30 protein-coding genes and 1 pseudogene are annotated in these 21,970 nt (G+C 41.9%); 19 read left to right on the forward strand and 12 right to left on the reverse strand.

Translation table 11 applies throughout. The annotated features are described in order from the left end of the window. Positions 1–117: 117 nt before the first annotated feature. The 6 genes from QW284_00120 to spt4 form a co-directional block, all read right to left on the reverse strand. Positions 118–693: an XTP/dITP diphosphatase gene (locus QW284_00120; protein MEM0338085.1), complete on the reverse strand. Its 576-nt coding sequence runs from the start codon at positions 691–693 to the stop codon at positions 118–120. Positions 694–772: 79 nt separating this feature from the next. Beyond that, on the reverse strand, positions 773–1,528 hold the full coding sequence (locus QW284_00125; protein ID MEM0338086.1) for a Kae1-associated kinase Bud32: 756 nt from the start codon (positions 1,526–1,528) through the stop codon (positions 773–775). After that, a complete protein-coding gene (gene kae1, locus QW284_00130; protein ID MEM0338087.1) occupies positions 1,519–2,523 on the reverse strand; it encodes a KEOPS complex N(6)-L-threonylcarbamoyladenine synthase Kae1 in 1,005 nt (334 codons plus the stop codon). Before kae1 ends, QW284_00125 begins: the two co-directional genes overlap by 10 nt. Next, positions 2,520–2,708, reverse strand: coding sequence for a 30S ribosomal protein S27ae (locus QW284_00135; protein ID MEM0338088.1), 189 nt, complete (start codon positions 2,706–2,708; stop codon positions 2,520–2,522). Before QW284_00135 ends, kae1 begins: the two co-directional genes overlap by 4 nt. A gap of 23 nt (positions 2,709–2,731) precedes the next feature. Further along, a complete protein-coding gene (locus QW284_00140; protein ID MEM0338089.1) occupies positions 2,732–3,070 on the reverse strand; it encodes a hypothetical protein in 339 nt (112 codons plus the stop codon). 11 nt (positions 3,071–3,081) lie between these two features. Beyond that, entirely contained in the window at positions 3,082–3,294 is a 213-nt protein-coding gene (gene spt4 / locus QW284_00145; GenBank protein MEM0338090.1) for a transcription elongation factor subunit Spt4, read from the reverse strand. A 98-nt stretch (positions 3,295–3,392) separates the two neighbouring features. Here spt4 and QW284_00150 point away from each other — a divergent pair, with 98 nt between their 5' ends. After that, positions 3,393–4,169 carry a hypothetical protein gene (locus QW284_00150; GenBank protein MEM0338091.1) on the forward strand — a complete coding sequence of 259 codons (777 nt, stop codon included), beginning with the start codon at positions 3,393–3,395 and terminating at the stop codon, positions 4,167–4,169. Positions 4,170–4,212: 43 nt separating this feature from the next. Here QW284_00150 and QW284_00155 read toward each other — a convergent pair whose 3' ends face one another. Beyond that, a complete protein-coding gene (locus QW284_00155; GenBank protein MEM0338092.1) occupies positions 4,213–4,515 on the reverse strand; it encodes a PqqD family protein in 303 nt (100 codons plus the stop codon). A gap of 6 nt (positions 4,516–4,521) precedes the next feature. Further along, entirely contained in the window at positions 4,522–4,950 is a 429-nt protein-coding gene (locus tag QW284_00160) for a single-stranded DNA-binding protein (GenBank protein ID MEM0338093.1), read from the reverse strand. 35 nt (positions 4,951–4,985) lie between these two features. On the opposite strand from QW284_00160, the gene QW284_00165 reads away from it, so the two are divergent. The 3 genes from QW284_00165 to QW284_00175 all read left to right on the forward strand — a co-directional run bounded on the left by QW284_00165 (position 4,986) and on the right by QW284_00175 (position 7,409). After that, the gene (locus tag QW284_00165) at positions 4,986–5,288 is read left to right on the forward strand and encodes a DUF2283 domain-containing protein (GenBank protein ID MEM0338094.1); all 303 of its coding nucleotides are present in this window, start codon (positions 4,986–4,988) and stop codon (positions 5,286–5,288) included. Between the two features lie 97 nt (positions 5,289–5,385). Beyond that, positions 5,386–6,012, forward strand: coding sequence for a DUF973 family protein (locus QW284_00170; protein ID MEM0338095.1), 627 nt, complete (start codon positions 5,386–5,388; stop codon positions 6,010–6,012). A gap of 356 nt (positions 6,013–6,368) precedes the next feature. Next, positions 6,369–7,409 carry a phosphate uptake regulator PhoU gene (locus QW284_00175; protein ID MEM0338096.1) on the forward strand — a complete coding sequence of 347 codons (1,041 nt, stop codon included), beginning with the start codon at positions 6,369–6,371 and terminating at the stop codon, positions 7,407–7,409. Between the two features lie 2 nt (positions 7,410–7,411). Here QW284_00175 and QW284_00180 read toward each other — a convergent pair whose 3' ends face one another. Then, the gene (locus QW284_00180; protein ID MEM0338097.1) at positions 7,412–8,089 is read right to left on the reverse strand and encodes an ASCH domain-containing protein; all 678 of its coding nucleotides are present in this window, start codon (positions 8,087–8,089) and stop codon (positions 7,412–7,414) included. A 120-nt stretch (positions 8,090–8,209) separates the two neighbouring features. Here QW284_00180 and QW284_00185 point away from each other — a divergent pair, with 120 nt between their 5' ends. From QW284_00185 to QW284_00200, 4 genes are all read left to right on the forward strand, one after another. Beyond that, positions 8,210–9,226: a hypothetical protein gene (locus QW284_00185; protein ID MEM0338098.1), complete on the forward strand. Its 1,017-nt coding sequence runs from the start codon at positions 8,210–8,212 to the stop codon at positions 9,224–9,226. A 200-nt stretch (positions 9,227–9,426) separates the two neighbouring features. Continuing rightward, positions 9,427–9,606, forward strand: coding sequence for an ATP-binding protein (locus tag QW284_00190; protein MEM0338099.1), 180 nt, complete (start codon positions 9,427–9,429; stop codon positions 9,604–9,606). Next, a complete protein-coding gene (locus QW284_00195) occupies positions 9,603–9,815 on the forward strand; it encodes a hypothetical protein (protein MEM0338100.1) in 213 nt (70 codons plus the stop codon). The genes QW284_00190 and QW284_00195 overlap by 4 nt, the downstream gene beginning before the upstream one ends. Before the next feature lie 20 nt (positions 9,816–9,835). After that, positions 9,836–10,066 carry a hypothetical protein gene (locus tag QW284_00200; GenBank protein ID MEM0338101.1) on the forward strand — a complete coding sequence of 77 codons (231 nt, stop codon included), beginning with the start codon at positions 9,836–9,838 and terminating at the stop codon, positions 10,064–10,066. A gap of 408 nt (positions 10,067–10,474) precedes the next feature. Here QW284_00200 and QW284_00205 read toward each other — a convergent pair whose 3' ends face one another. Beyond that, complete coding sequence (locus QW284_00205) at positions 10,475–10,885, reverse strand: type II toxin-antitoxin system VapC family toxin (GenBank protein ID MEM0338102.1); 411 nt, start codon at positions 10,883–10,885, stop codon at positions 10,475–10,477. Beyond that, entirely contained in the window at positions 10,872–11,102 is a 231-nt protein-coding gene (locus tag QW284_00210; GenBank protein ID MEM0338103.1) for a CopG family transcriptional regulator, read from the reverse strand. The genes QW284_00205 and QW284_00210 overlap by 14 nt, the downstream gene beginning before the upstream one ends. A 243-nt stretch (positions 11,103–11,345) precedes the next feature. On the opposite strand from QW284_00210, the gene QW284_00215 reads away from it, so the two are divergent. The 11 genes from QW284_00215 (at position 11,346) to QW284_00265 (ending at position 21,379) form a co-directional block, all read left to right on the forward strand. After that, the gene (locus QW284_00215) at positions 11,346–11,483 is read left to right on the forward strand and encodes a hypothetical protein (protein ID MEM0338104.1); all 138 of its coding nucleotides are present in this window, start codon (positions 11,346–11,348) and stop codon (positions 11,481–11,483) included. Then, entirely contained in the window at positions 11,476–11,649 is a 174-nt protein-coding gene (locus tag QW284_00220; GenBank protein ID MEM0338105.1) for a hypothetical protein, read from the forward strand. The genes QW284_00215 and QW284_00220 overlap by 8 nt, the downstream gene beginning before the upstream one ends. 356 nt (positions 11,650–12,005) lie before the next feature. Beyond that, entirely contained in the window at positions 12,006–13,112 is a 1,107-nt protein-coding gene (locus QW284_00225) for a DUF917 domain-containing protein (protein ID MEM0338106.1), read from the forward strand. Beyond that, the gene (locus QW284_00230) at positions 13,109–13,801 is read left to right on the forward strand and encodes an aspartate/glutamate racemase family protein (GenBank protein MEM0338107.1); all 693 of its coding nucleotides are present in this window, start codon (positions 13,109–13,111) and stop codon (positions 13,799–13,801) included. Before QW284_00225 ends, QW284_00230 begins: the two co-directional genes overlap by 4 nt. Positions 13,802–14,198: 397 nt before the next feature. Then, a complete protein-coding gene (locus tag QW284_00235) occupies positions 14,199–15,245 on the forward strand; it encodes a hypothetical protein (GenBank protein MEM0338108.1) in 1,047 nt (348 codons plus the stop codon). 182 nt (positions 15,246–15,427) lie between these two features. Continuing rightward, positions 15,428–17,068 (forward strand): ABC transporter substrate-binding protein, encoded by a 1,641-nt coding sequence (locus QW284_00240; protein ID MEM0338109.1) that lies wholly within the window; start codon positions 15,428–15,430, stop codon positions 17,066–17,068. A gap of 11 nt (positions 17,069–17,079) precedes the next feature. Next, entirely contained in the window at positions 17,080–18,102 is a 1,023-nt protein-coding gene (locus QW284_00245) for an ABC transporter permease (GenBank protein MEM0338110.1), read from the forward strand. Further along, on the forward strand, positions 18,099–18,983 hold the full coding sequence (locus tag QW284_00250; GenBank protein ID MEM0338111.1) for an ABC transporter permease: 885 nt from the start codon (positions 18,099–18,101) through the stop codon (positions 18,981–18,983). Before QW284_00245 ends, QW284_00250 begins: the two co-directional genes overlap by 4 nt. Next, positions 18,980–19,945, forward strand: coding sequence for an ABC transporter ATP-binding protein (locus tag QW284_00255; protein MEM0338112.1), 966 nt, complete (start codon positions 18,980–18,982; stop codon positions 19,943–19,945). The genes QW284_00250 and QW284_00255 overlap by 4 nt, the downstream gene beginning before the upstream one ends. Continuing rightward, positions 19,942–20,901 (forward strand): ABC transporter ATP-binding protein, encoded by a 960-nt coding sequence (locus QW284_00260; GenBank protein MEM0338113.1) that lies wholly within the window; start codon positions 19,942–19,944, stop codon positions 20,899–20,901. Before QW284_00255 ends, QW284_00260 begins: the two co-directional genes overlap by 4 nt. A 184-nt stretch (positions 20,902–21,085) precedes the next feature. Further along, a complete protein-coding gene (locus QW284_00265) occupies positions 21,086–21,379 on the forward strand; it encodes an AbrB/MazE/SpoVT family DNA-binding domain-containing protein (GenBank protein MEM0338114.1) in 294 nt (97 codons plus the stop codon). A gap of 187 nt (positions 21,380–21,566) precedes the next feature. On the opposite strand, the pseudogene QW284_00270 reads toward QW284_00265, so the two are convergent. Further along, a pseudogene (locus tag QW284_00270) lies at positions 21,567–21,911 on the reverse strand (type II toxin-antitoxin system VapC family toxin). Positions 21,912–21,970 lie beyond the last annotated feature (59 nt).

A 21,970-nucleotide genomic window follows, 5' to 3' on the forward strand; every position in this document is an offset into this window, starting at 1 on the left:
ATTATAATGCATTATTCTTCTATAGATATGAACAACACACTCTTATAAATTTTTATAATTAAATCTTGGGATATGAACAAAAAGCATCATCATTCACAGGCGGCAAAAACAATGTTGTTACCTGCCATGCATCGACCTATGTAACCATGCGCCAAGCTCTCTAAATGCTTTGCCTCTATGGGAATAGAGCCCCTTTTCCTCTAGATCCATCTCGGCAAAGGTTTTTGCAGCCCCCATAGGTATGAATATTGGGTCATAGCCAAAGCCTTTATCACCCCTTATCTCGAATGCTATAAACCCCTCTACCACACCTCTAAACACCTTAACCTCATCCTCTGAAAGAGCTAGCACCACTACAGCTATAAACCTTGCCTTTCTAAGCTCAATCTCCCTATAATCCTCTAGAAGCTTGAGCACCCCCCTCAAACCAATGGTTTTATAAACATAGTTGCTATAGGGACCTGGAAACCCATTTAGAGAATCTATGAAAAGCCCTGAGTCTTCGACAACAACAGGCTTCCCAAGCTCCTTATAAGCAATTTTAGCAGCGTATCTTGCTATCTCCTCTAGAGAATCGTGCTGAATCTCAATCTTCTTAACATTTACAGGTATAATCCTTATCCCAAAACTCCTTAGAATAGCCTCGGCCTCTCTCACCTTATTCATGTTGTTTGTCGCGAAAAATATCTCCATCGATGCAAACCCCAGTGATTCACATAATATTTGTTGCTTAAAAGGTTTTGGTCTAGGCAACTTGCGGAAGAAGATAAAGCTATAAAACCCACTCGCTTTTCAGCTTCCTTTCAGCAATGTATCTACCCCTCAACCGAATATTTTTCACAGCATTCAAAACCTTGTTTGCTGTATCCTCGCCAACAGCATCTCTATATCCATCAACAAAACATCTTTTCATAAGTTCCTCAAATCTGCTATGCGCACTCTCCACAGATCTAAAGAATATGTGTATATCGATGGCCTTATCCTCAATTCTCTTAGAAATTGTGGAAAGACCAAAATCTATAATGTATACAGCATCTTTACCGACTATTGCATTACTTGTTGTCAAATCCCCGTGGACAATGTTGTTTTTGTGCAAAATCCCTGCATAAAAACCTATAGTTCTTGTTAAACTGCATAGCTTCTCATCATCTATAATCCCAACAACATCTCTAAAATTCTCGCCGTTCACATAGGTCATTATGAGGAAGCACTCCTTAAGATCTGTGAAGAGGGGTGTCGGAGCTTTGACACCTATTGAAAGTGCTTTCCAAATTATCTTAGCTTCTAGCTCTGTTCTATACCTCCTCAACTGCATGTCTAGCTCCTTCGGCATGTAGGGCTTTGGAAACCTCCACTTAATTATAGCATCTACACCCATAAACTTTGCTTTGAATATGTATGCCTCTGCCCCCATCGAAAGCAGCTCTACAGAGTCAAGCACCTTGCCAATGGCAATACCATCTCTATGGATAATTGCATAGTCTTCGCCAAGCATTTCTTTTATGGTCTCTGGAAGCTCTATCTCCATGGGATCTCAACCTCATCTATTCTCCATCTCTGCCTAACAACAGCAGACTTCAAATCTATTGTTAACCCAGCTTTGTAGCCAAGTAGACCTGTCCACGCTATCATAACACCGTTGTCAACAGCATACTGTGGTGGTACAACACCTACTGAAGCCCCATAGATTTTAGCCATCTCAACAAACTTCTCTCTTAGTATAGGGCTTGCAGCAACACCGCCAACAAGCATTATCTCCTTCTTCTTTGTATGCATTAAGCATCTTGCAGACACCTCCAATACGCTATTGTATGCGATCTCGCGGAGGGTTAGACATATATCATTTAGGTCAACGCCTTTCCTATATGCTCTGAGAGAGGCTGTGAATAAGCCTGAGAATGCCATGTCCTGCCCCTTGACAACATAGGGGAAATCGGGTAGTATCCTCTTCCCACTTTCAGCACATTTATCAACAACATGCATCCCGCCAACCACATATGGTGGTCCAAGACCAACCTCTCTAGCAAAGGTGTCTAGAAGATTCCCCAACGCAATATCGAGTGTCTCCCCAAAAATCCTATACCTTTTATCAACATATGCTATAACAGCTGTGTTTCCACCAGATAGATACACAGTTACAGGGTCTTTTAGCCCAGTTAACTTAGAGCCTATCTCAACATGTGCCACTGCATGGTTTACAGAAACCAGTGGCTTGTTTAGGTAAGCTGAGAGTGTTCTTGCAATTGTTGCGCCCACCCTTAGGCAAGGGCCTAGTCCAGGGCCGAGAGCAACGGCCACAGCATCGATTTTTTTCGGCTCTATCGATGATTTTATAAAAGCGTTTTTCAGTATCTGTGGGCCCTTCTCTGCGAGAAACCTGGATGACTCTCTTGGGTGTATCCCCCCACGCTTCGGTATATACTGGATACGCTCATCCGCCAATATAAAATCATTTTCATTGTCATCAGTAACTATTCCAACACCAAATGTGTGTGCAGAAGACTCTATGCCAACAACAATCACTTTTTCCTTTCCTCAACAAATATGGTATAGTTGCATTTTCCGCAGTGCCACCTAGGCTTGCCAGCTTTGTGAAAAGCCATTACCGAGCCGCATCTAGGGCAGAGCCTGTTCCTAAGCTTTATCGTCCCTGTCTTATAGTCGTATTCATAGAGCTGTGATCTAAATCTCTTTGTTTTTTCCGCCAATCTGTTTACACCCCCTTGCTAGTTTAGCTCTCTAGCCCAGCTCTTTTAAGCATATATCTTGGCTCTACAGACCTAATAATATTTTTATCGAGGTATATGTGTACATGGGCCTTGGAGCTTCCCCTGCCATACTCAGACAATATCCTCTTCACTATTATACTATCCTCGGGAGCACCATATATTGATGATAGTATTTTCTGTATTTCTTTTCTCGATGGAGTGCCCCTTGTTATGTGCTCCAAATACAGCTCCACCTCAATCCTCGACAACAATTTGTTCTCAGCTTCTCTAACCACGGTTACAGAGAGATCATCGCTAACCTTAATTGTTTTTCCTGCCTGTCCCAGTTTCACACCACTCATTTTTTACACCGTCAAGCGCCAACCTTTATAGCATATCTCCCTGGGGTTTTTATACCTAAAAGCTTTGCTACCATAGACTTCTCAGGGTCGAGGACAATTACAACCCCGCTCCACTCGGTTGAAAACTCCTTTGATCCGCAAACAGGGCATGTCTCTGTCTCTGCTGGGACAAGCGCCTTACATCTTATACATGCTTTGAAGGCCTTGGAGGGCTTTTTAGACAATTACTCACCACCACTACTGGAATCTACTTGGTTTACTAGCATTATTTAAAATGTTGTTTAAAAATTAATGAATTTTTGTGCTCAAATGGTGAAGCACTTTGAAGATAAACGAGGGCTGCATAGCGATAGATTCTAGGAATGGAGTCGAAGAGAATCTTATAAACTATGCTAAACAGCTCTTTAGATGGGCTCACGAAATCCCAGTCCACATTGCAACAGAGCCCTTCATCATAACAACAATATTTAATGGCGTTAAAAGAAGACTGTCACTAGCGCCAGGATCTGCAATAATATGTGGTAAAGGTGTTGATATCCCCTTTCAACACTATCACGAGGTCGCTGAAATAGCTTGGGTCGATACAAAAATTCTGATCCCATATACGAAAACTGGGTTATGTAGCCAGAGGGCTAAGCAACTCGGAATCAACATAGATTTTGATGAAAAGATTGGAATAGCGCATATATGTTTCGAGGATAGTCTCGATGAGGAAAATATTCGAGAACTTGCCGAGGGAGGTGTGGCTGAGACTATAAAACATGACGTCTCTTACAGAGGAAATGTGAAAATAGTTCCCAAAGAAGCGCTGTTCTTCTATTTGGCAAAGGGTTTCAACATTAGAATAGAATATGAAAGTGCAGATGTAAGGTATACTAGATTTCGAATAGAGCCAAGACTTGCTATCTACCTCAACGAGTTAATAATGCTTGGCAATGGAGAGCCGGTACTATATGGATTGGGCGAGGGATATATAACCACATTCTATGAAATCAGTGACTTAGGAGATATGCTATATATGCTCACACTACTTTGCGGATATATGAGAAGATCTGATGACCCCAAATCTATGCTATACCAAGCCAGATTATCCGGATAAAAAACTTTGTTATTTGGAGGATAATTTATTTGATTTGGAATCTCTACGATACTTTCTCAAGCAGATTTACTTCAACTAGCTTATCAATAATATCTGTAACTGCATTGTACAGTGTTTCTGTGTCTATATCTTCTTGGATGGCGTCAGCAAGACTCTCAACAATTTTACCTATGGTTGTCTCCCCATCGCACATGTTCCAAACATAGTATACTGCAGGCGCTAATGCATATGCCTTTTCTTCGTCAACAGCGACAATGAAGTCTCCTTTATCAATTCCTACTTCTGTTCCTTTCTTTCTATAGACCTCGTTCCATCTTGGGTGTTGCTGTGGCTGGTTCTCCGCCATTTTAATTCACCTTCTTCCCCTTCCTCTTCCTCTTGGCCCTCTGCTGTATCTAGGTCTCGATGGGGCTGCCCCGCCCTCTGCCTTAGGCATCTCCTCTGGAATTTGATCAGCAGATGGAACAGCGTCGTCGTTTAACTTTGAAAGCTCGCTATTCTTTCCTGCATTAAGCTGAACCTCTCCCCTGAATGAAGTGACCCAAGCATTCTTTATCTCTACAGCATCTCCAACATTTAGAGATGATGCTTTTTGACCCCATATAACAAGCTTTACCCTTCCAGTGTCGTCGCCAACAAGATATTCGCCAAGTGTTCTCATACCTGCTTTTGTCTCTATAGTTCTTGTACCATAGTTCTCCAGAACTCTTACGTCAGTTGTTATTCCTTCCATTCCTGGTTTTAAATCCTTTATTTTTGTTACAGATTCGGGATTTGACATTCAAATCGAGCTCGGATTTCGTGGTTGAACCTACTTTGCTTACAGAGCTTATAAGCACAGATGACTTGATGTTTATAGAAAGACATATTTTCCCATACCAAGGCTTTCAAACCATTGTGAGAAAATTGAGTAGCGAGGAAATATACACAATAAGTCTAAGAGAACTTGAAAAAGCGAAGATAATATATGACAGAGCCTCCGACTCCCTCCACATAATCATAGATGAGGGAGAAGCCGACAAAGCACTACTTCTAGAAAACAACATTGTCGTTAGAATAAAAGACAATAGAATAATCGAAATCGAGATCCAGGACATCGGAAAAATGGTTCAGGAGTAGTTGCCACAATTTTGAGGGTTTTTCCAAGAACATGTCTAGACAACAATCTCTTAAAATTTAAATATTTCTGGGGAGAAGATATGCTAGGTGGACAGATTTGGGTAGTGCAGACCCCTATGTTGAAGCCTACAAGAGTATGCGTGAGGGGACACTATATCTGTTCATAGCATGGATTTTGATTGGTATAGGATTGGCTTCGGTGATATTCGGCTTACTAACAACGATTTTTGTCGGAAGATTGGCGTCAATTATCGGTGCTTTGATCGGTATCATAATTGTCTTTTTAATAGGCGCTATAGTAGCGTTGATAGGTCTGTGGGGCAAGTTCCTGCTGGGTGTGAGGAAACTGGCCTCTATAAACCCTGACTTCTCAACAGCTTCGACACTAATTTACATAGGCTTTTTCTGGGGCCTGATTCTAATGCTTGTGGGATTACCTCTCGTATTAGCCTTAATAGGCATAGCCTTGATCATCATAGGCTATTTGCTGCTGATACTAGGCGATATCGGTATGCTGATAATGTGCTTAAAACTAAATGATCTTGAGAAAAACTTGTTGTATCTGGTGGCAGGCATACTATTCATATTGTCAATATTCTTGCCAATCTTAGGCTTCATAGGCTGGATACTGCTATATGTGGCCCTGGGTGATAGTATAAACAAGAGAATGAGAGCAGCACCAGCTCCGACACCAGCCCCTGCCACATCGCCTTCCCTAGTCTAGACAAGTACAGACTTTCCATTTTTTTCTTCAGTGTAAACCATTGAAAGTATAGTATTCCAATATCTACTGGTTCCAGCAGCTAAGGGAGCATTCGAGCTGATGAACCTTGGCTTTATAGACGAAGATCACAAAAGAAAAATATGCATGAATCCAAACTTATTACTGCTAAGCCCGCTCCTTAATCGCTTCAACACAATAACCTTGCATTGTACACCTCTCTAAGGTGCCCACTAAGGCGAGTAAATGTCGATGTGGCGGTGTTTAGATGTAAAAAATAGATTTTTAAAGGCCGTGTATTATTGTATAAAAACAGTTTTAAGCTGATTAAACAAAGTAGATTAGTGGTATAGAGATTTATGAGCATGCAAAAAATTGTTGAAACAAGAAAGGTTCAGAGATTCGGAAAATCAACACTCATGATATCGCTTCCTTCTGAATGGGTCAAAGCAGTTGATCTAAAGCCCTCTGACCTTGTGGTTCTCGAGGTGAAAAACGATGGCTCTCTGGTTGTTGTTCCGCAGAAGCTCGCTGAGAAGAGGACCAAGGAGAAGGAGATAAAAATAATTTTATCTAAAAATACTAGCGAAGAATTGATACAGAGAGCATTATACACCTCGTATATAGTAGGCTATGACAGAATAGTTATCGAATATGAGGACAGCTCTATACCGCCACACATAATGGGTAGTATCAGAACAATGGTTAGAATGCTGATAGGTGCTGAGATAATTGATCAAACCAGAAACACTATAATAATCCAGAACTTTGTTGATACAGAGAGGTATAGTATCGATGGGCTTGTCGGTAGAATGACCTCAACAATAAAGAGTATGTTGGAGTACCTAATAACATCTATTAAAAGCGGTTTAGTAGATCACTTGAAGGAGATCACAGAACTAGAATTTGAGATGGATAGAGTGCATGCACTTGCCATAAGATATGTCTATGCCCTAAACATGCTGAACACATCCCAGTTTCTAACAGAGTATAGAGTGTTGATAAAGACATTGGAGGATGTAGGGGATGCCCTTGCCCAAGCCGCGCAAATACTAAGCGAGAAAACAGTGTTGATAGATGTTGTTAGAGAAGTTGTTGGGGATAAGCTAGAGGAGATGAAGCTACACCTAAACTATACAATAGATATGATTTTGCAGGCTATAACAAGCCAGGACCTCTCAATAGCGAGTAGAGCAGCTGATTTAGCAGCTGAAGCAACAAAGTTTATCAGTAGTGTAGAAGCTGATGTAATACCAAAGTACAAGTCATTAGAGGACTATCTGAAGATGAAATCCTTCTTCGAAAAACTTATGCTACTATGCTTCAACCTGCAGGCAGCTGCAGAAGTAGCCTTCGACATTGTTATGAGCAAGAAAGAGAACGTTATAAAACTCTCATAAATCTAGATAAAACCATTTTTGTTTCCATGATTTTTCGCATAATCCAAATAAACCCTTCTCCAAAAACCCGAAACCTCTGCTAGCTTCTTGAGGTTAGCCTCATCAACTCTTATCACACCTTTTTTCACCAGCTTCGCTAAACACTTTCTAAGGGTTTTTCTGACGATCCACCTCTTGTTGAGAGACCCAAACATCTTTATAGCAACAGTTCTTATGCTCTTACTCTTCAGCAGTTCCTCCACTATCCTCCTATCTTTTTCTGAAAGCTCATCGAATATATATCTATGGGCAAGCCTCGCAATGTCTATGGGCTCGAGCCCCAGATAAACATCGTCTGTGTCTATCTCGTTGAATTTCTTCACAACCCTAAACCTAATTATCGTCACAATATCGCTATCAGATATCCTGGTCTTGTATATCCTCTCCAAAGACTTTATAAGTTCATCGATGCTTTGATAGCCGTCCCTCTTGGCATCCTCGTCACTGAGCTCCCCAACCCTCTTATACTCAACACCCTCTATAACAGCCTTTGCAACAGGCCTACCACCACTATGAATAATAACCTCCTTAGACTTGGGCACAACCCTGCCAAGCCTTATCGTAGTAGTCTTCAGCCCACTCAATATAAGATCGGCAAACTCTTTCTTAACCATTATATGCCCTCTCAGATAAATAGTCAAAAAAAATCACCCATCTACCACGCTTTCAGCAACACCTAAATACTTTTAATCGCTTCACTCTTTTCCGTGCAACACGGTTTCCTAGGGATGTGCTTAGTCTCTGTATCTGTGGCGCGAAAAATGTGGATCAGGACATTATCTTTGGTTTTCGTGGCCTCAATACTGGTTCTAGTATTTGTGGCTTCCATAGCATATATAGATGAAGCATTTGAAGGTGCTTTTTATGGCGTCACAAAAGCAGGGGGTGTTGCGAATACTACACTACAGAAGATGTGCCTCTTTCTCGAGTCTCTTTTTGTTGACTTTGGGAATGGCATGGGATGCCTGAGGGAGTCGCCGAAGGTGGAGGCCGATGTGTGCTATTTGAATACGAATTGGCTAGCAGTTGAGGTGCTTAGAATGTGTGGCAGCAGAATTGCACCTATGGTGGAGGCCTTTCTATCGCACTACAACACTACTCTGTACGACGATGGGAACAGGCTTAGGATACTGCTATTCAAAGACATTTCTGTTCCTCCCCAAACAGTGTCGAGATTATCGCTTGGCTCTAAAAAAGCTGTTACAGGTGAGGCAATCTATATATACGCTGACGTTGTAAGCGGCTCGGTATTGCCAGACTGGCTAGACTATGCAGATCTAGCCATATTGGCATCTCTGCAAGAGTTGAAGAACAAGAACCTTGAGCAGATCCAGAGATACAAGGAGCATGTGAAGGGGATGTGGCTCGGCATTGGATTTGGGGATATAGCGTACAGCAAAAGCGGGTTGTTTGAGACGTACAAGCTATCTCTATACTACTTCCTGATGAGGGCGCTAGGACAAAGAGATGAAATAGTTGAGTGGATTGAAGACAACATCAATAGGTTTATAGTTGACGGCGGTGTGGTGACGCACTACAACGGTGACCTGACACCAAGGGGAGACCCAAACGTGGAAACAACAGCAATCACAGCCCTAGCACTCTTCAGCAATTACCCAGAAAAGTTTTCGATACACAAGAAAGTCGATTATGGCTTCACAACCTTGATACTAGTGGGTCTAGGAATCAGCGCTGCAACAACCCTGCTTACCCTAAAAGTATTAAAGAAGAGAAAAAGAGATTATGCATTGCAATCACTCCCAACTTTACCAACCTAGAGTTGCAGTGGCTTGGTCGCAAAGCCCAAAAGTTACTCATGTTGATTTCTAAAGTTTCAACACTAACCCTGGCACCTCTCCCTTTCATCAAATTCTAATCTCATGTGGCTGCAATAGAAAAGTAGCTTGGTGCTTTCGAGTGCCAAAGATGTTATATACTGGCTCGCCATATAATCAAATTGCAACGGGTTTGCATATTTATGGAGATCAGATTTGTTGACAGGGTTGAGGAGCTCGATAAACTCATGGCCTATGCCGAAAAAGGTTTCTACCTTATTCTACATCTCTACGGCCCCGAGGAAAGCGGCGAAACAAGGCTTTTGAAGGAGTTTTACAAGGTTGTTGTTGAAATGCCTACATGCAGTAGCTGTGCAATATGATAGTTAGTACAACGACAACGTCCTACGAGGTTTATGTAGAGACTGATAAGACTTACCGGGTAATAACTTCGGTTTCGTGTTGGAGCTGGTCTAACTATGATAAGAAGACGGGTACATGGAAGACTAGGGTCACAGATGAGGATGTTAGCTACATAAACAGTATGCTGGGAACAAGCTTTAAAGCCCCCCAGAGCTTGCCGACTACCTAGTTTCACCAGTCTATGGCGATATGGCGACAGCATTAAAGCGGCAGTTGATAGCGACTCTACTAAACCTCGAACACAGCTATATAAGCAGTAGCACAGCAATTTACTATAACGGGCAATTCACTACTATAGGAAATGTCGTTAACGAGGCAATAAATGCTTTGAACAGTGGCGATAGATGTGTGCAAGAATACTATAAGACTCTGCTGGGCTACATAAACAACAATAATGTGTATATAGTTTACCCAATGTAAATGTAAAATATTCGAAATCCAACTTTTTAATATATTTTTAACATATTCTGAGTGTCTTTAACATGAAGCCGTTCCATACTCATGTTTGGTAAGCCTTGAAAGTTTTAAGATATAGTTCAATGAGATTATTAAAAAGATTATAGCTAAACCAAAAAATTTTGATAATAGGAAGAATTAATTGGGTAGCGGTAATGGGTGCTTTGCCTGAGCTAATATTTTCGCTTCTTTTTTCCCAGATTCTCGTTTTAATGGCTTTACATAGTTCATTAACAACATCTTGAAGATAATAGGCAACCATATCGTCTAAGCTCTTTAACCCTCCTCATATTTATAGGCCTAGCACTTCTCTTAGATTGCGATCATAAGCAAAAATCTTTTGTTCGTCAACTCAAATCCGCTACCACAATGTTATTCAATTAAAATTGTTTTGATTCCAAGTTTGTTGGCGATATTCGCTTGTCTGCTATCGCTTGTGAGTAGCTCTCTTCTGTTCTCTAGTGCTTGGGCTATGTATAGAGCGTCGTAGACAGATATGCTGTTGTCTAGCGCTATACTGAATGCCTTGTCTATGTACCTCTCCTGAGGCTCGATAATTATTATCTTCTCGTCTATAAGCTTTTTGAGTTGGCTGAAAATAGCTAGGGCCATATCATTGGAAATGTATCTATGTAGCACCGCATGTTTCCATATAGCGTTGGCCACCTCTTTGACCACATGGTCTACAGAATACACAGGCTGTAGCAAATAGCTCTCGACCACTCTCCAACCCTCCTCTCTCAGAAGATATTTTGCTAACGCAGAGGCGTCAATTACTATCACGATCCTCCCTCAAATACCTAGTTACCGTGCCCCTGGGAACCTCGGGAAGCTGCTCAATCACCTTGCGAACCTCTTCCAGTACATAAACCCTGCGAAGCTCCTCAACACGCCTCTCAATAAATTTCCTGATCTCCTCACCCCAATCAACATATCCTTTTAACATATCCATCTGCTCCTTAAGCTTCTTCGGTACACGAATACTTATAACAACACTCATAATACACAACAAAATATATTATACGTACTACGAATTATAAACTCTACTCGTATACAGACAATACCGAGCTATACTATAGCTACATCAAAATGGAAAACCATAACACTGCAAAGTCTGCGCCCATTTTTATTTTGCATTGTGTTTTCACAGCATAGATAAAACTGTTCACAAAGCTAATAACGAATTTATCGGAGCTCTACTAGCTAAAAGAATGTTTAAAGTCAAGAGATTTGAGACTACTCTTTGAAATTTATTAACACAGGATATGAGTTGAGGAAATTCAGAAGAGATATCAAAGGTCTTGAAGAGACATTAGGGATATTAGAAGAACTGCTAAGAGACGTAGTGAAAAGAATATTGATTGTGACTATACATGCTTAGTAACAACAACATAATAGGTAGGAGAGTAATAATGTTTAAAAGAGCAGAATGTAAAAGCATGAATACTACTTCAATATTCAAGGTTGTGGCAGAAGTGGTTAAGTCTTTAAGTCTAAGAGAAATATTCGAGAGTATATCGATGAACTTGTACCAAGATAGCTCATGAAGAAGATAGTGAATATTGCTAGGCAGAGTCTTGGTGTTAATAATGTCCTAAGAAATCAAAGGGTGTTTCAAGGAGCTTAGGACAAAGATTTTTGTGGATATTGAGACGTTAATGTGCATCAAAGAGGAGTTTAAAAGGATTCGTCACAGAAATAATTGTAGAGCCCCCACGTGGAATAAGGGCTACATCCAGAAATGACTATGTAGAGTAAGGTTAAAACAGCTCAACCAGCCTTAAAACAATATACATTGTTATATCTGCATTTATAAATTGTAGTAGCATAAGTTATTGCATCAAAATAATATTTAAGAATACAAACTTAATCAATACTATTACTAGTGCATAGGTGAAGTCATTTGTTGTCCATATCTACTATTAGTCAAGCCGAAAAACTTGTACTTGGCGCAACAATCCTAGGGACCGGTGGTGGGGGAAACCCTGGAGAGGGCTTAGCAATGCTGAAGAGGGTGCTAGAAGCAGGTAAACGCATTGACATAGTGGATTTGGGAGAGCTACCAGAGGATAGTGTTGTAGTGGTTCCATACTATGTTGGTTCCATAGCCCCTGGTCTGGCGCCTAAGAAGCAGATTAAAATAATTAACGCTATTGAGAAAGCTTTTGAAATTATGGAAAAAGAGCTGGGTGCTAAAATAGCTGGTGTAGTCGCTAGTGAGCTCGGCGGCGAAAACACGCCTATAGCACTAAAGATTGCGGCAGAGATTGGTATACCAGCTATAGATGGAGACCTTTTGGGGAGGGCTGCCCCAGAACTACACCAGTGCACAGTCCACATATTCAATATACCAATGCACCCCTCTGTCCTGGTGTCGGAGACAGGCAACGTGGTGATCATGAGAGGGTATGCTGATATAGACGACTACGAGGCGATAGCTAGATATCTATCAGTACTTAGTGGCAGATATGTAGCCGTTGTTGATACACCAATGAAGAGACATGAAGCAGAGAAAGCAGTGGTGAGAGGAACTATCTCAAAGTGTATTAGGCTTGGCGAAGAGGTATTAAAAGCGAGAGCTGAGGGAAGAGACCCAGTTAAAGCAATAGCTGAAGTACTAGAGGGCTGGGCAGTCTTCAAAGGAGTTGTCGAGAGGTATACTTGGCGAAATGAAGGTGGGTTCTTGAAAGGCGAGGCCATTGTAAGAGGAGTTGGTTTGTTCTCGGGAAGGGTTTTGAAGTCGTGGATAATGAACGAGCACATAATGGTCTGGATAGACAATGAACCCCTGGTTATGCCCCCCGACTTATTCATGCTGGTAATGGACGATGGAACACCTATAACCAATACTGAGCTGAAAGAAGGTATGGTGGTCAACGGCATAGCCGCTAAAGCACCTAGTGTCTGGAGAACACCACGAGGACTTGAATTATTTGGCCCAAGGCACTTCGGATTCAACTATGACTATATACCTGTCGAGGAGTTGGTAAAAGAGCGTGGCCTTACATGAAAATCCTTGTAATAAACCCCGTTGGACACTCAACTTGGAACGAGAATGATAGAAACCTGTATAAAAGGTTTCTTTCACCCAATACTGTGGTGGAGGTCATCTCTCTACCTAGAGGCCCTAGAACAGTAGAATCGCAGGAGTCCTACGAAGAGGCTTCTCACCTTGTCGTAGAAATAGGTACAAAACTTGTTAACACATATGATGGGATAATAGTAAACTGCTTCCTCGACCCTGGAGTCGATGAACTAAGGCTTAAAACAGGTAATTTAGTGATTGGCGCAGGAGAAGCATCTCTAACTCTTGCAAGACTTTACGGTCGCCCAATCTATATAGTGACTGTTGGAGCCGAGAAACATGCCCTTAACTTGATTTGGAACAGGGTAAAGAGCTTAGGTTTCGAGAATGTGGTAGCAGACGTAATTGGCGTACCACTTGGTGTAGAGGACATAGATAAAGACAAGGAAAAGACACTAAATATGTTACTTGAAGCCACTAAACCTATCGCATCAAAGGAGCGCTGGATAACCTTTGTGTTAGGATGTACTGGATTCGGGGGATATGCAGAGAAGATACAAAGTCTAAGTCTAATAGATGCTCCAGTGATTGACCCGGTTAAAGCGAGTGCAATTGCCATAGAGAGCCTAATTAAGTTGGCCAGACAAGTCAACATGCAACATCAACTCTTATAAATGAGAGCCAACTCTTAACCCCACTAATTTTTATTTGAAAATCTTCACACGAATAGCTAGGCAACATATGCTACTGTAATGTGATGGACTTGACCAAAGACGGAATCTGCTTGGATGAAGCCCTAAATTCTTTAAATAGAACCTATTAACATACCATCTATACTTAACTCGAGTCTACGAAGTTGAGAAGTATTTAGAAAACGCTTTTCCCAAAGTATTTGATAACGTATCAAACTTTTTGCATTATATATTGTCATCTATAATATGGTGTTTTACAAGCTTTAATCGATTATTAACCTACACAAAAATCAAAGAAGCAACAAATTTTTCTAGTTCTCATTTTCTCGATACATAAAGTTTTAACTAGTTGAGAACTTTAATTTAGTTGGGGAGGTACATGACCATAAGACATCTCGACTTTGAGCTCCTTGAAGCAGCTTACAAGCTGGTACGTGATGTATTAAAGGTCTCTAGAGAAGATGAGGTGGTGATAACTATAGATACGGCTGGCGACTGGAATGTGGCTCTTGCTACAGCAGAGGCCGCTATGCTTATAGGTGCCAAGCCTGTGATCTTTCTTCATCAAACCCCTGTAGGCGTGGGAATGGCTGCTGACAAGTACCTACCAGTCAAGGCTTTAACGGCTGTGTTAAGGGAGGCAGATGTGTGGATAGAATACAATAGAAACTGGTTGCTTTACTCAACACCCTATTGGAAGGCTATGGAGACAGGTAGAGTCAAGTATATCTGTCTAGTGGGAATGTATAGCGATATGATGGTTAGAACCATTGGAAGAGTTGACCTCAATGCTATGTACGAGTTTCAGCGAAAGCTAGCGGCTATTACGAAAAGGTGTAAGAGAATGAAAATGAAGAGTCCAAGTGGCATGGATGTAGAGTTCGAGAATGATCCTAGGAGACCTGTGCTTGTAGAAGGTGAGGTTAATGGGCCAGGAGAGTATATGCTTTTTGGCCAAGTAGACTGGGCGCCCATCGAAGACAGTATTAACGGTGTGATAGTTTTCGATGGGTCGGTATGGCCACCCGAGGAACTAGGGATATTAAAGTCTCCAATAAAACTTCACATTTCTGAGGGCAGAGTTAAGAGAATTGAAGGCGGATATGAGGCAAGGGTATTTGAAAAATGGTTAAAGTCGTTTAACGACGAGAGAATGTTTAACATAGCTCACATATCCTATGGATGTAACCCAGGGGCTAAGCTATCAGGTAACATATTAGAGGATGAGCGAGTATGGGGTGTTATTGAATGGGGCATTGGTTCACAGTCCTCAACGTTTAAGGGGAAGCTAGGTCCAGCATCATCCCACACAGATGGGGTTTGCTTAAACCCCACGGTCGAATGTGATGGAGAGGTAATAATAAAGAATGGCGAGTATGTTCACCCAGACCTCTTAGGCATGGCTATGAGATTACGTGGCAAGTAAATAACAATCCTTTTTCTCTCAGCTTTGCTTAAGGAGCTGTATAGAGAAGACACCCCAAGAATGTAAAGCAGACAAAAATGAAAGTATAAAGTATAAATACGATAAAAACGTAAAATTTATATAAACAGTCAAAAATGAAAATGTAAAGTTTATAGATGTTTTTATCCCAAGGGATTAGAGAAATGAAAGCTATACCCAAGTGGCTTTATCCAGTCATAGCAGTGGTAGTAATAATAGCAGTTGTTGTGGCTGTATTTTTAACACGAGTACCTCTAGCACCATCGAAAAAGGTTGTTGTATATGCGTCTCTCTCGGAAATGACTACAGCTGAACCAAGCACTGAATTCTCGAACTCTATTATGTGGCTACCGCTAGTGTACGAGACGCTTGTCTGGTATGATCCTTTCAAGAACGAGTTTATCCCAGGGTTGGCTGAGAGATGGGAGAGTAGTGAAAATGGAACTGTTTGGACATTTTACATTAGGAAAGGTGCAAAATTTCACGATGGTTCACCAATAAATGCTGAGGCCGTAGCTTTCAGCATAAATAGGACAATCGCGCTTGGAAGTGGAGCAGCTTATATATGGGACCCTGTTGATAGAATAGAAGTAGTGAACGAATATACTGTGAGGTTTTATCTAAAGTATCCTGCTCCTCTGCTCAAGATCGCAGCATCACCTTATTCGGCTTATATCTTCTGCCCCAATGTAGTGAAGTACGCTGGAGCTACAAATGCTACTGATTCTAAGGTTTCAGAGTGGTTTAATAGAGGAAATGAGTGTGGGAGTGGCCCCTATAAGCTAATTAAATGGGATCCTGAGTTCGAGGTAGTGCTAGAGAAATGGAGTGATTGGTGGGGGTGGAAAGACCCCAACTATCCACGGAAGTCTTCCCTAGATAAAGCACCCGACTTATTCATAATAAAAATCATAAAGGATGCTGCCACGCAGAGTAGAATGCTCAGAGCAGGTGAGATACAAATAGCGCAGTATGTCCCAATAGAAGACATTGATGATTTCGAGAAAGACCATAATTACGTTGTCGTGCGTAAACCAAGTTTCCAGAACCTCTTAATGTTAGTTAATACTAAGAAGCCGCCGCTTGACAATGTACTTGTGAGGAGAGCTATAGCACATGCCATACCTTACGAGGACATAGTGAAACTTGCACGTGGTGGACTCGCAAGAGTGTCTAGCGGCCCTATACCCTACGGCTTATGGGGCCACTTCGATAACTTAACATACAGATATGACCTTGAATTAGCGAAGAGATTGTTGGCCGAGGCGGGGTATCCAAATGGCATACCTAGAAAGCTAATACTCGTTTATACAGCTGGAGATATCTATGAGGCGAGGACCGCGGAGGTAATTAAAGCATCTCTTGCCAAGATAGGCATAGAAGTAGAGATAAGGCCAATGTCATGGGAGGAACAATGGGCTCTAGCTCAAAAAGGATGGGAATCACCTGAGGAAGCACAAGACCTTTTAATATTCTATTGGTGGCCTGATGTACTATCGCCAATAACATATCTCTACAACATGTTCCATAGTGATAGCAAAGCATTTAACTTGTGTTACTATGAGAACCAAACATTCAACAAGCTCATAATGGAGGCCTATTCACTTGAAGGTTCAGACCCAGATAAGGCACTAAAGCTTTACTATGAGGCTCAGAGAATACTCTACGAGGATGTGCCAGCTGTTCCACTATGGGACGCTACAGATATTAGAGTAGCTGCTGCAAAAATTAAAAACCTTGAAAATGCCATTAACCCAAGCTACCCCACAGTAGTGTTTGCTCAGATGCTAGTTGTAGAAGCGTAATTGGTGCAAGCATGCCAGTAACATATGAATATATAATAAAGAGAATTTTTTTACTTGTGCTTGTCGTCTTTGGCGTCCTCATAGTTACCTTTATTCTAACCCGAGTCATACCAGCTAGACCTGAAGTGCTATGGGTCGGTCCTCATGCACCACTAGAGGCTATTGAAAAAGCGAGAAAAGAACTTCACCTGGATGAGCCCATACATGTACAGCTTTTTTATTACCTCAAGGATTTCTTTTCGGGTAATTGGGGCATCTCATGGAGGACTAAACAACCGGTACTACAGGACATACTATCTGCTCTCCCAGCCACATTGGAGCTGGTTATAGTGGGCTTCGCCATCGCAGTGATCATAGGAATCTTCTTGGGCTTCTACTCGGCATTAAAAATAGGTAGCCTCGTTGACGATGCAATCCGCATTATGGCTATAATAGGGGCTTCAGCCCCTGTTTTCTGGGTTGCGCTGGTATTTCAACTAGTTTTCGCTATATGGCTCGGCGTACTGCCCGCTGGAAAACGAGTTGATACAGCGCTCGCCATTATGACAGGCTTTAAGCCAATAACAGGCTTTTACCTCATCGACTCGCTGATACAAGGTAATTTACTGGTATTTATCGACGTAGCTAAGAGGTTGGTGTTGCCAGCCATCACGCTATCGCTATACCCACTCAGCCTCACTATTCGTATGGTTAGGTCTCTCGCTATTGAGGCTCTGAATGAAAATTACGTGAGGTTCTTAGACGCAAATGGTATTAACCAGAAAACCCTTGTTTACAAATACGTATTGAGGAGTGTGATCTCGCCTGTCATCACGTCACTAGGCCTCAGCTTTGGATATACCATTATTGGAGCATTCATGATCGAGCTAGTCTATGTGTGGCCTGGAATAGGATATTACGCAGGCATGGCTCTTTTAAGCTACGACTACCCAGCAATTCTGGGCTCAATAGTATTTGTCGCAATACTCTACTCTACCATAAATCTCGTAGTAGACTTGATTCACGCATGGATAGACCCTAGGGTGAAATTATGAGACAATGGGCCAAAGAGTTCCTTAGATTCATACTCTATAAAAAGGTGTATCTAGTAGGATTCATAGTAGTGGTTACGTTTACTATTACAGGGGTTATTGCCCCTTACATATTGACACGTCCAAGTGAAGCCTGGGGAGTAGCATATAATCCTGATAAGGCGTTTACACCTCCATCACCAGAGCATCCGCTAGGCACAGACGCCCTTGGCAGAGACTTGGCTAATAGGTTGCTACTTGGCACACGCTTCTCTCTAACCATTGGAGCCTCAGTAGTTCTACTCTCGCTCGCCATAGGGGTGCCCATAGGTCTCATAGCAGGTTACTTCGGTGGTAAACTAGGTACAGCATTAATGAGACTTGCTGATATTTTCCTAGCATTCCCCCCACTATTACTCGCCATAGCATTTGCCTCCGTCCTTGGGAGAGGAATAACCAATACTATAATTGCATTAGCACTGTCTTGGTGGCCATGGTACACCAGACTAGTTTACATTCAAGTAACTTCAGTTAAGTCACTTGCATATGTCGATGCAGCTAGAATCATAGGGTTGAACCCGCTGGTCATAGTGTTTAAACACATATTCCCCAATATTCTAACTCCGCTAGTAACACAAGCTACACTAGATATAGGATCAGCTATACTAGAGGCCTCTGCGCTTAGCTTCCTAGGTGTGGGTATCCCGCCTCCAACACCCGAATGGGGTTTTTTAGTTAGTGAAGGATGGCAGTATATAAGTAGAGCTTGGTGGATTTCGTTCTTCCCTGGACTAGCCATACTAATAACTGTGCTTGGATTTAACCTATTTGGTGATGCACTAAAAGAATTTATGGATCCGAGAGTGCGGAACATGATGGTTAAAGTCAAAGCGGTGAAACAATGAACACCTCACTCATTTCGGTGAGAGATCTTGTAGTAAACTATTATACATTTGGTTGTGTGATAAAAGCGCTCAGAGGTGTCAACCTCGATATTCAGTATGGAGAATCACTATGTGTCATAGGGGAATCGGGTTCAGGTAAATCTACTCTAGCACAAGCTATAGCAATGATTCTGCCGCGAAACGCTAGTGTAGAGAGGGGAAGTATTCTCTACGATGGCATTGATTTATCAAAGAACATTAGTGCAGAGATCAGGACAAAAATAAGGAGAGAGATTGGAATGATATTCCAAGACCCGGCTACATCGTTTAGCCCGTTTTTTACGATTAAGCAACAGTTTATTGATGTATTGACAGAGGTCTTGAAAGTGTCCCAAGAGGAGGCACTCAAGATTGCACGAGAAGCACTCAGAATTGCAAGGCTCATTGAAGTAGATCGAGTGCTCAACTCCTATCCTCACGAGTTATCAGGCGGTATGCTACAAAGAGCGTCAATAGCGCTTGCCTTAGCCAAAAGGCCTAAACTACTAATTGCAGACGAGCCTACGACAAATCTTGATGTAACAACACAAGCTGAAATACTCAATCTAATAAAAACTCTCAAGGAGGAATATGGTCTAACGTTACTGATGATCACACACAACTTTGGTGTAGCATCATACGCATGTGATAGAACCGTAGTAATGTATGCAGGCATTGTTGTCGAAGAAGGTTCCACAAAAAACTTGATGATAAACCCGCTACATCCATATACAAAAGGGTTGATGAAAGCTATACCGAGGATGACTGGAGAAAAGCTGACCCCAATTCCCGGATTCTTGCCAGATCCGCGAGAGGATTACAATGGATGCCCCTTCTACAATAGGTGCAACCATGCAATCCCGAAATGCGCTGATATGCCCCCACCCCGAGTCGTCCTCGAGGATAGAGTTATTTACTGTCACCTCTATGAGGGGTCTAGATGAGTCTATTGAGTGTAGAGAACCTCTACGTTTACTTCCCCATTAAGAGAGGTTTATTTGGTCGTGTAGTAGGCTATGTGAAAGCTGTTGATGGGGTCTCCTTCTCCGTAGGGTGGAATGAAAGCACGGCTCTTGTAGGTGAAACAGGCTCTGGGAAGTCTACTATACTGCGGGTTATACTAAAGCTTGAGAAGCCAACTGGTGGTAGAGTTCTTTTTGAGGGTAAAGACATATTTGCTCTCTCCAATACTGAGGAGTCATGGTATCGTAGAAATGTTCAAGCGGTTTTCCAAAACCCCCTTCAGTCGTTTAACCCAAGGATGAAAATCTATGATATTCTAGCAGAGCCTTTGAAGAAACACCTGGGACTTAATAATAACGAGATTAAAGAACGCATTAATGAGCTGCTGGAACTCGTTGGCTTGCCCCCAGCTATTTTAAATCAGTATCCAGCAGGTCTAAGTGGTGGACAAGCTCAGCGTGTCGCCATAGCAAGAGCTGTTTCACTGAATCCAAGGCTAATACTACTAGATGAGCCTACTTCAGCTCTCGATGTTTCTATACAGGCACAAATACTTAATTTACTACAGGAGCTAAGTAGCAAAGTTAATGTAACATATCTTCTTGTAACCCATGACTTGTCTATAGTGGGCTACCTCGTTAAGAAGGTGGTTGTCCTCTACCGTGGTAATGTAATGGAGGTTGGAAGCACAGGAGAAATCTTCAGTAAACCATTGCATCCCTATACTCAAGCATTAATTGCTTCAATACCAGACCCCTTTTCAGGATCCATGGATTCTATTAGCAAAAATCTCCTTAGAGAGGAGGAATTTTATAGAGATGTTGCAGGGTGTAAACTAGCACACAGATGCCCCTATTCGAGTAGACTATGCTTTGAGAAAAGACCTCCACTACTTAGTAAACAAGGCAGGCTTGTAGCATGCTGGCTCTATTCATAGATTGTGTGCTGAAAATATAGCGCTGATCATCTATAACCCTAACTCTTAGGTAGTTAGGATGTGAATTCACATATGCTGAGGCTCTTAATAATAAACCTTGCAGGTGTAGAGAGATCTCTACCACTTGGTTAAATCTGTTAAATCTTAAATTGGATGCTAAGCTATATGTGTATTGGTAGAGGTTATGAGCTTGGTTGTAGAGACCAAGGTTGGCAGGAAGAGGGTAGTTGTTATACCTAAGGCTATTGCTGAGGCTGTGAAGATTGGTGAGGATCAGAGGATTAGAATCATGGTTATGGGGGATAGAATTGTGATAGAGCCTGTGAGAGATGCTGCGTGGCTTGCTCTCTACGGTAAGAAGATAGATAGGATACTGTCCGAAGAGGTCGGGAGGAGAACCTCCATGAGCAAGAAAAGCTCTCGAGCTAGCAACAAGATACTACTCCCCAATGCCATCAGGACCTGTCATACCTATTAGACTACATCGAGTAAATGTTGATAGATGTGTCAAGAGTTTTGATCGTGTATTGTTGAAGTATATGAGAAGTGTTGTTTTAACTATGCATTAGCTTTCTAGTCTTGGCAGGCATTCCCACTTCTATGACAGAATTGGTCAAAGCGAACTAGCCTCACTTGTAATTGAACATGGGTGGCAGCCCCCGGGTCTAAGGGTATGTTGCTACACCATGTCTTGTTGCCACTCTGTTTAGTTTTTCATCGAATGATACAAGCCTTGCTCGCATGGATTTGGTCAGCTGCACGTAAAGAGCGTCGTATACTGTGATGTTCTCCTCTAGTGCGAGTTTAAATGCCTGTTCAGCTACCTCCTTCGAGGAATAAACCCTTAGCTTTGACCACAGGTTTAAGAGGTCCTCTACGCTACTAACAGCTTCTTCGCGACTTAGATCACCCACCTTTAGGCAATGTTTCCATATGGCGTTTAAGGCTTCAGGAAGAGCAATGTCTATTGTTGCTAATACCTTCCCTCTATTAACCCATAAACGCGTTAATCTGCGCGCCTCCCCAGAGCCTTCTTATTCAAGCACAAGTTTTACTATAAACGGTGAGT

Source organism: Ignisphaera sp., from assembly GCA_038735125.1.
Lineage (GTDB): Archaea > Thermoproteota > Thermoprotei_A > Sulfolobales > Ignisphaeraceae > Ignisphaera.

What these genes read in the sequence shown, in the direction of transcription:
- QW284_00120 (MEM0338085.1), bottom strand. Translation starts at nt 693, where the DNA reads ATGGAGATATTTTTCGCGACAAACAACATGAATAAGGTGAGAGAGGCC.
- QW284_00125 (MEM0338086.1), bottom strand. Translation starts at nt 1,528, where the DNA reads ATGGAGATAGAGCTTCCAGAGACCATAAAAGAAATGCTTGGCGAAGAC.
- QW284_00140 (MEM0338089.1), bottom strand. Translation starts at nt 3,070, where the DNA reads ATGAGTGGTGTGAAACTGGGACAGGCAGGAAAAACAATTAAGGTTAGC.
- QW284_00155 (MEM0338092.1), bottom strand. Translation starts at nt 4,515, where the DNA reads ATGGCGGAGAACCAGCCACAGCAACACCCAAGATGGAACGAGGTCTAT.
- QW284_00160 (MEM0338093.1), bottom strand. Translation starts at nt 4,950, where the DNA reads ATGTCAAATCCCGAATCTGTAACAAAAATAAAGGATTTAAAACCAGGA.
- QW284_00175 (MEM0338096.1), top strand. Translation starts at nt 6,369, where the DNA reads ATGAGCATGCAAAAAATTGTTGAAACAAGAAAGGTTCAGAGATTCGGA.
- QW284_00185 (MEM0338098.1), top strand. Translation starts at nt 8,210, where the DNA reads ATGTGGATCAGGACATTATCTTTGGTTTTCGTGGCCTCAATACTGGTT.
- QW284_00190 (MEM0338099.1), top strand. Translation starts at nt 9,427, where the DNA reads ATGGAGATCAGATTTGTTGACAGGGTTGAGGAGCTCGATAAACTCATG.
- QW284_00195 (MEM0338100.1), top strand. Translation starts at nt 9,603, where the DNA reads ATGATAGTTAGTACAACGACAACGTCCTACGAGGTTTATGTAGAGACT.
- QW284_00200 (MEM0338101.1), top strand. Translation starts at nt 9,836, where the DNA reads ATGGCGACAGCATTAAAGCGGCAGTTGATAGCGACTCTACTAAACCTC.
- QW284_00210 (MEM0338103.1), bottom strand. Translation starts at nt 11,102, where the DNA reads ATGAGTGTTGTTATAAGTATTCGTGTACCGAAGAAGCTTAAGGAGCAG.
- QW284_00220 (MEM0338105.1), top strand. Translation starts at nt 11,476, where the DNA reads ATGCTTAGTAACAACAACATAATAGGTAGGAGAGTAATAATGTTTAAA.
- QW284_00230 (MEM0338107.1), top strand. Translation starts at nt 13,109, where the DNA reads ATGAAAATCCTTGTAATAAACCCCGTTGGACACTCAACTTGGAACGAG.
- QW284_00235 (MEM0338108.1), top strand. Translation starts at nt 14,199, where the DNA reads ATGACCATAAGACATCTCGACTTTGAGCTCCTTGAAGCAGCTTACAAG.
- QW284_00240 (MEM0338109.1), top strand. Translation starts at nt 15,428, where the DNA reads ATGAAAGCTATACCCAAGTGGCTTTATCCAGTCATAGCAGTGGTAGTA.
- QW284_00245 (MEM0338110.1), top strand. Translation starts at nt 17,080, where the DNA reads ATGCCAGTAACATATGAATATATAATAAAGAGAATTTTTTTACTTGTG.
- QW284_00250 (MEM0338111.1), top strand. Translation starts at nt 18,099, where the DNA reads ATGAGACAATGGGCCAAAGAGTTCCTTAGATTCATACTCTATAAAAAG.
- QW284_00255 (MEM0338112.1), top strand. Translation starts at nt 18,980, where the DNA reads ATGAACACCTCACTCATTTCGGTGAGAGATCTTGTAGTAAACTATTAT.
- QW284_00260 (MEM0338113.1), top strand. Translation starts at nt 19,942, where the DNA reads ATGAGTCTATTGAGTGTAGAGAACCTCTACGTTTACTTCCCCATTAAG.
- QW284_00265 (MEM0338114.1), top strand. Translation starts at nt 21,086, where the DNA reads ATGAGCTTGGTTGTAGAGACCAAGGTTGGCAGGAAGAGGGTAGTTGTT.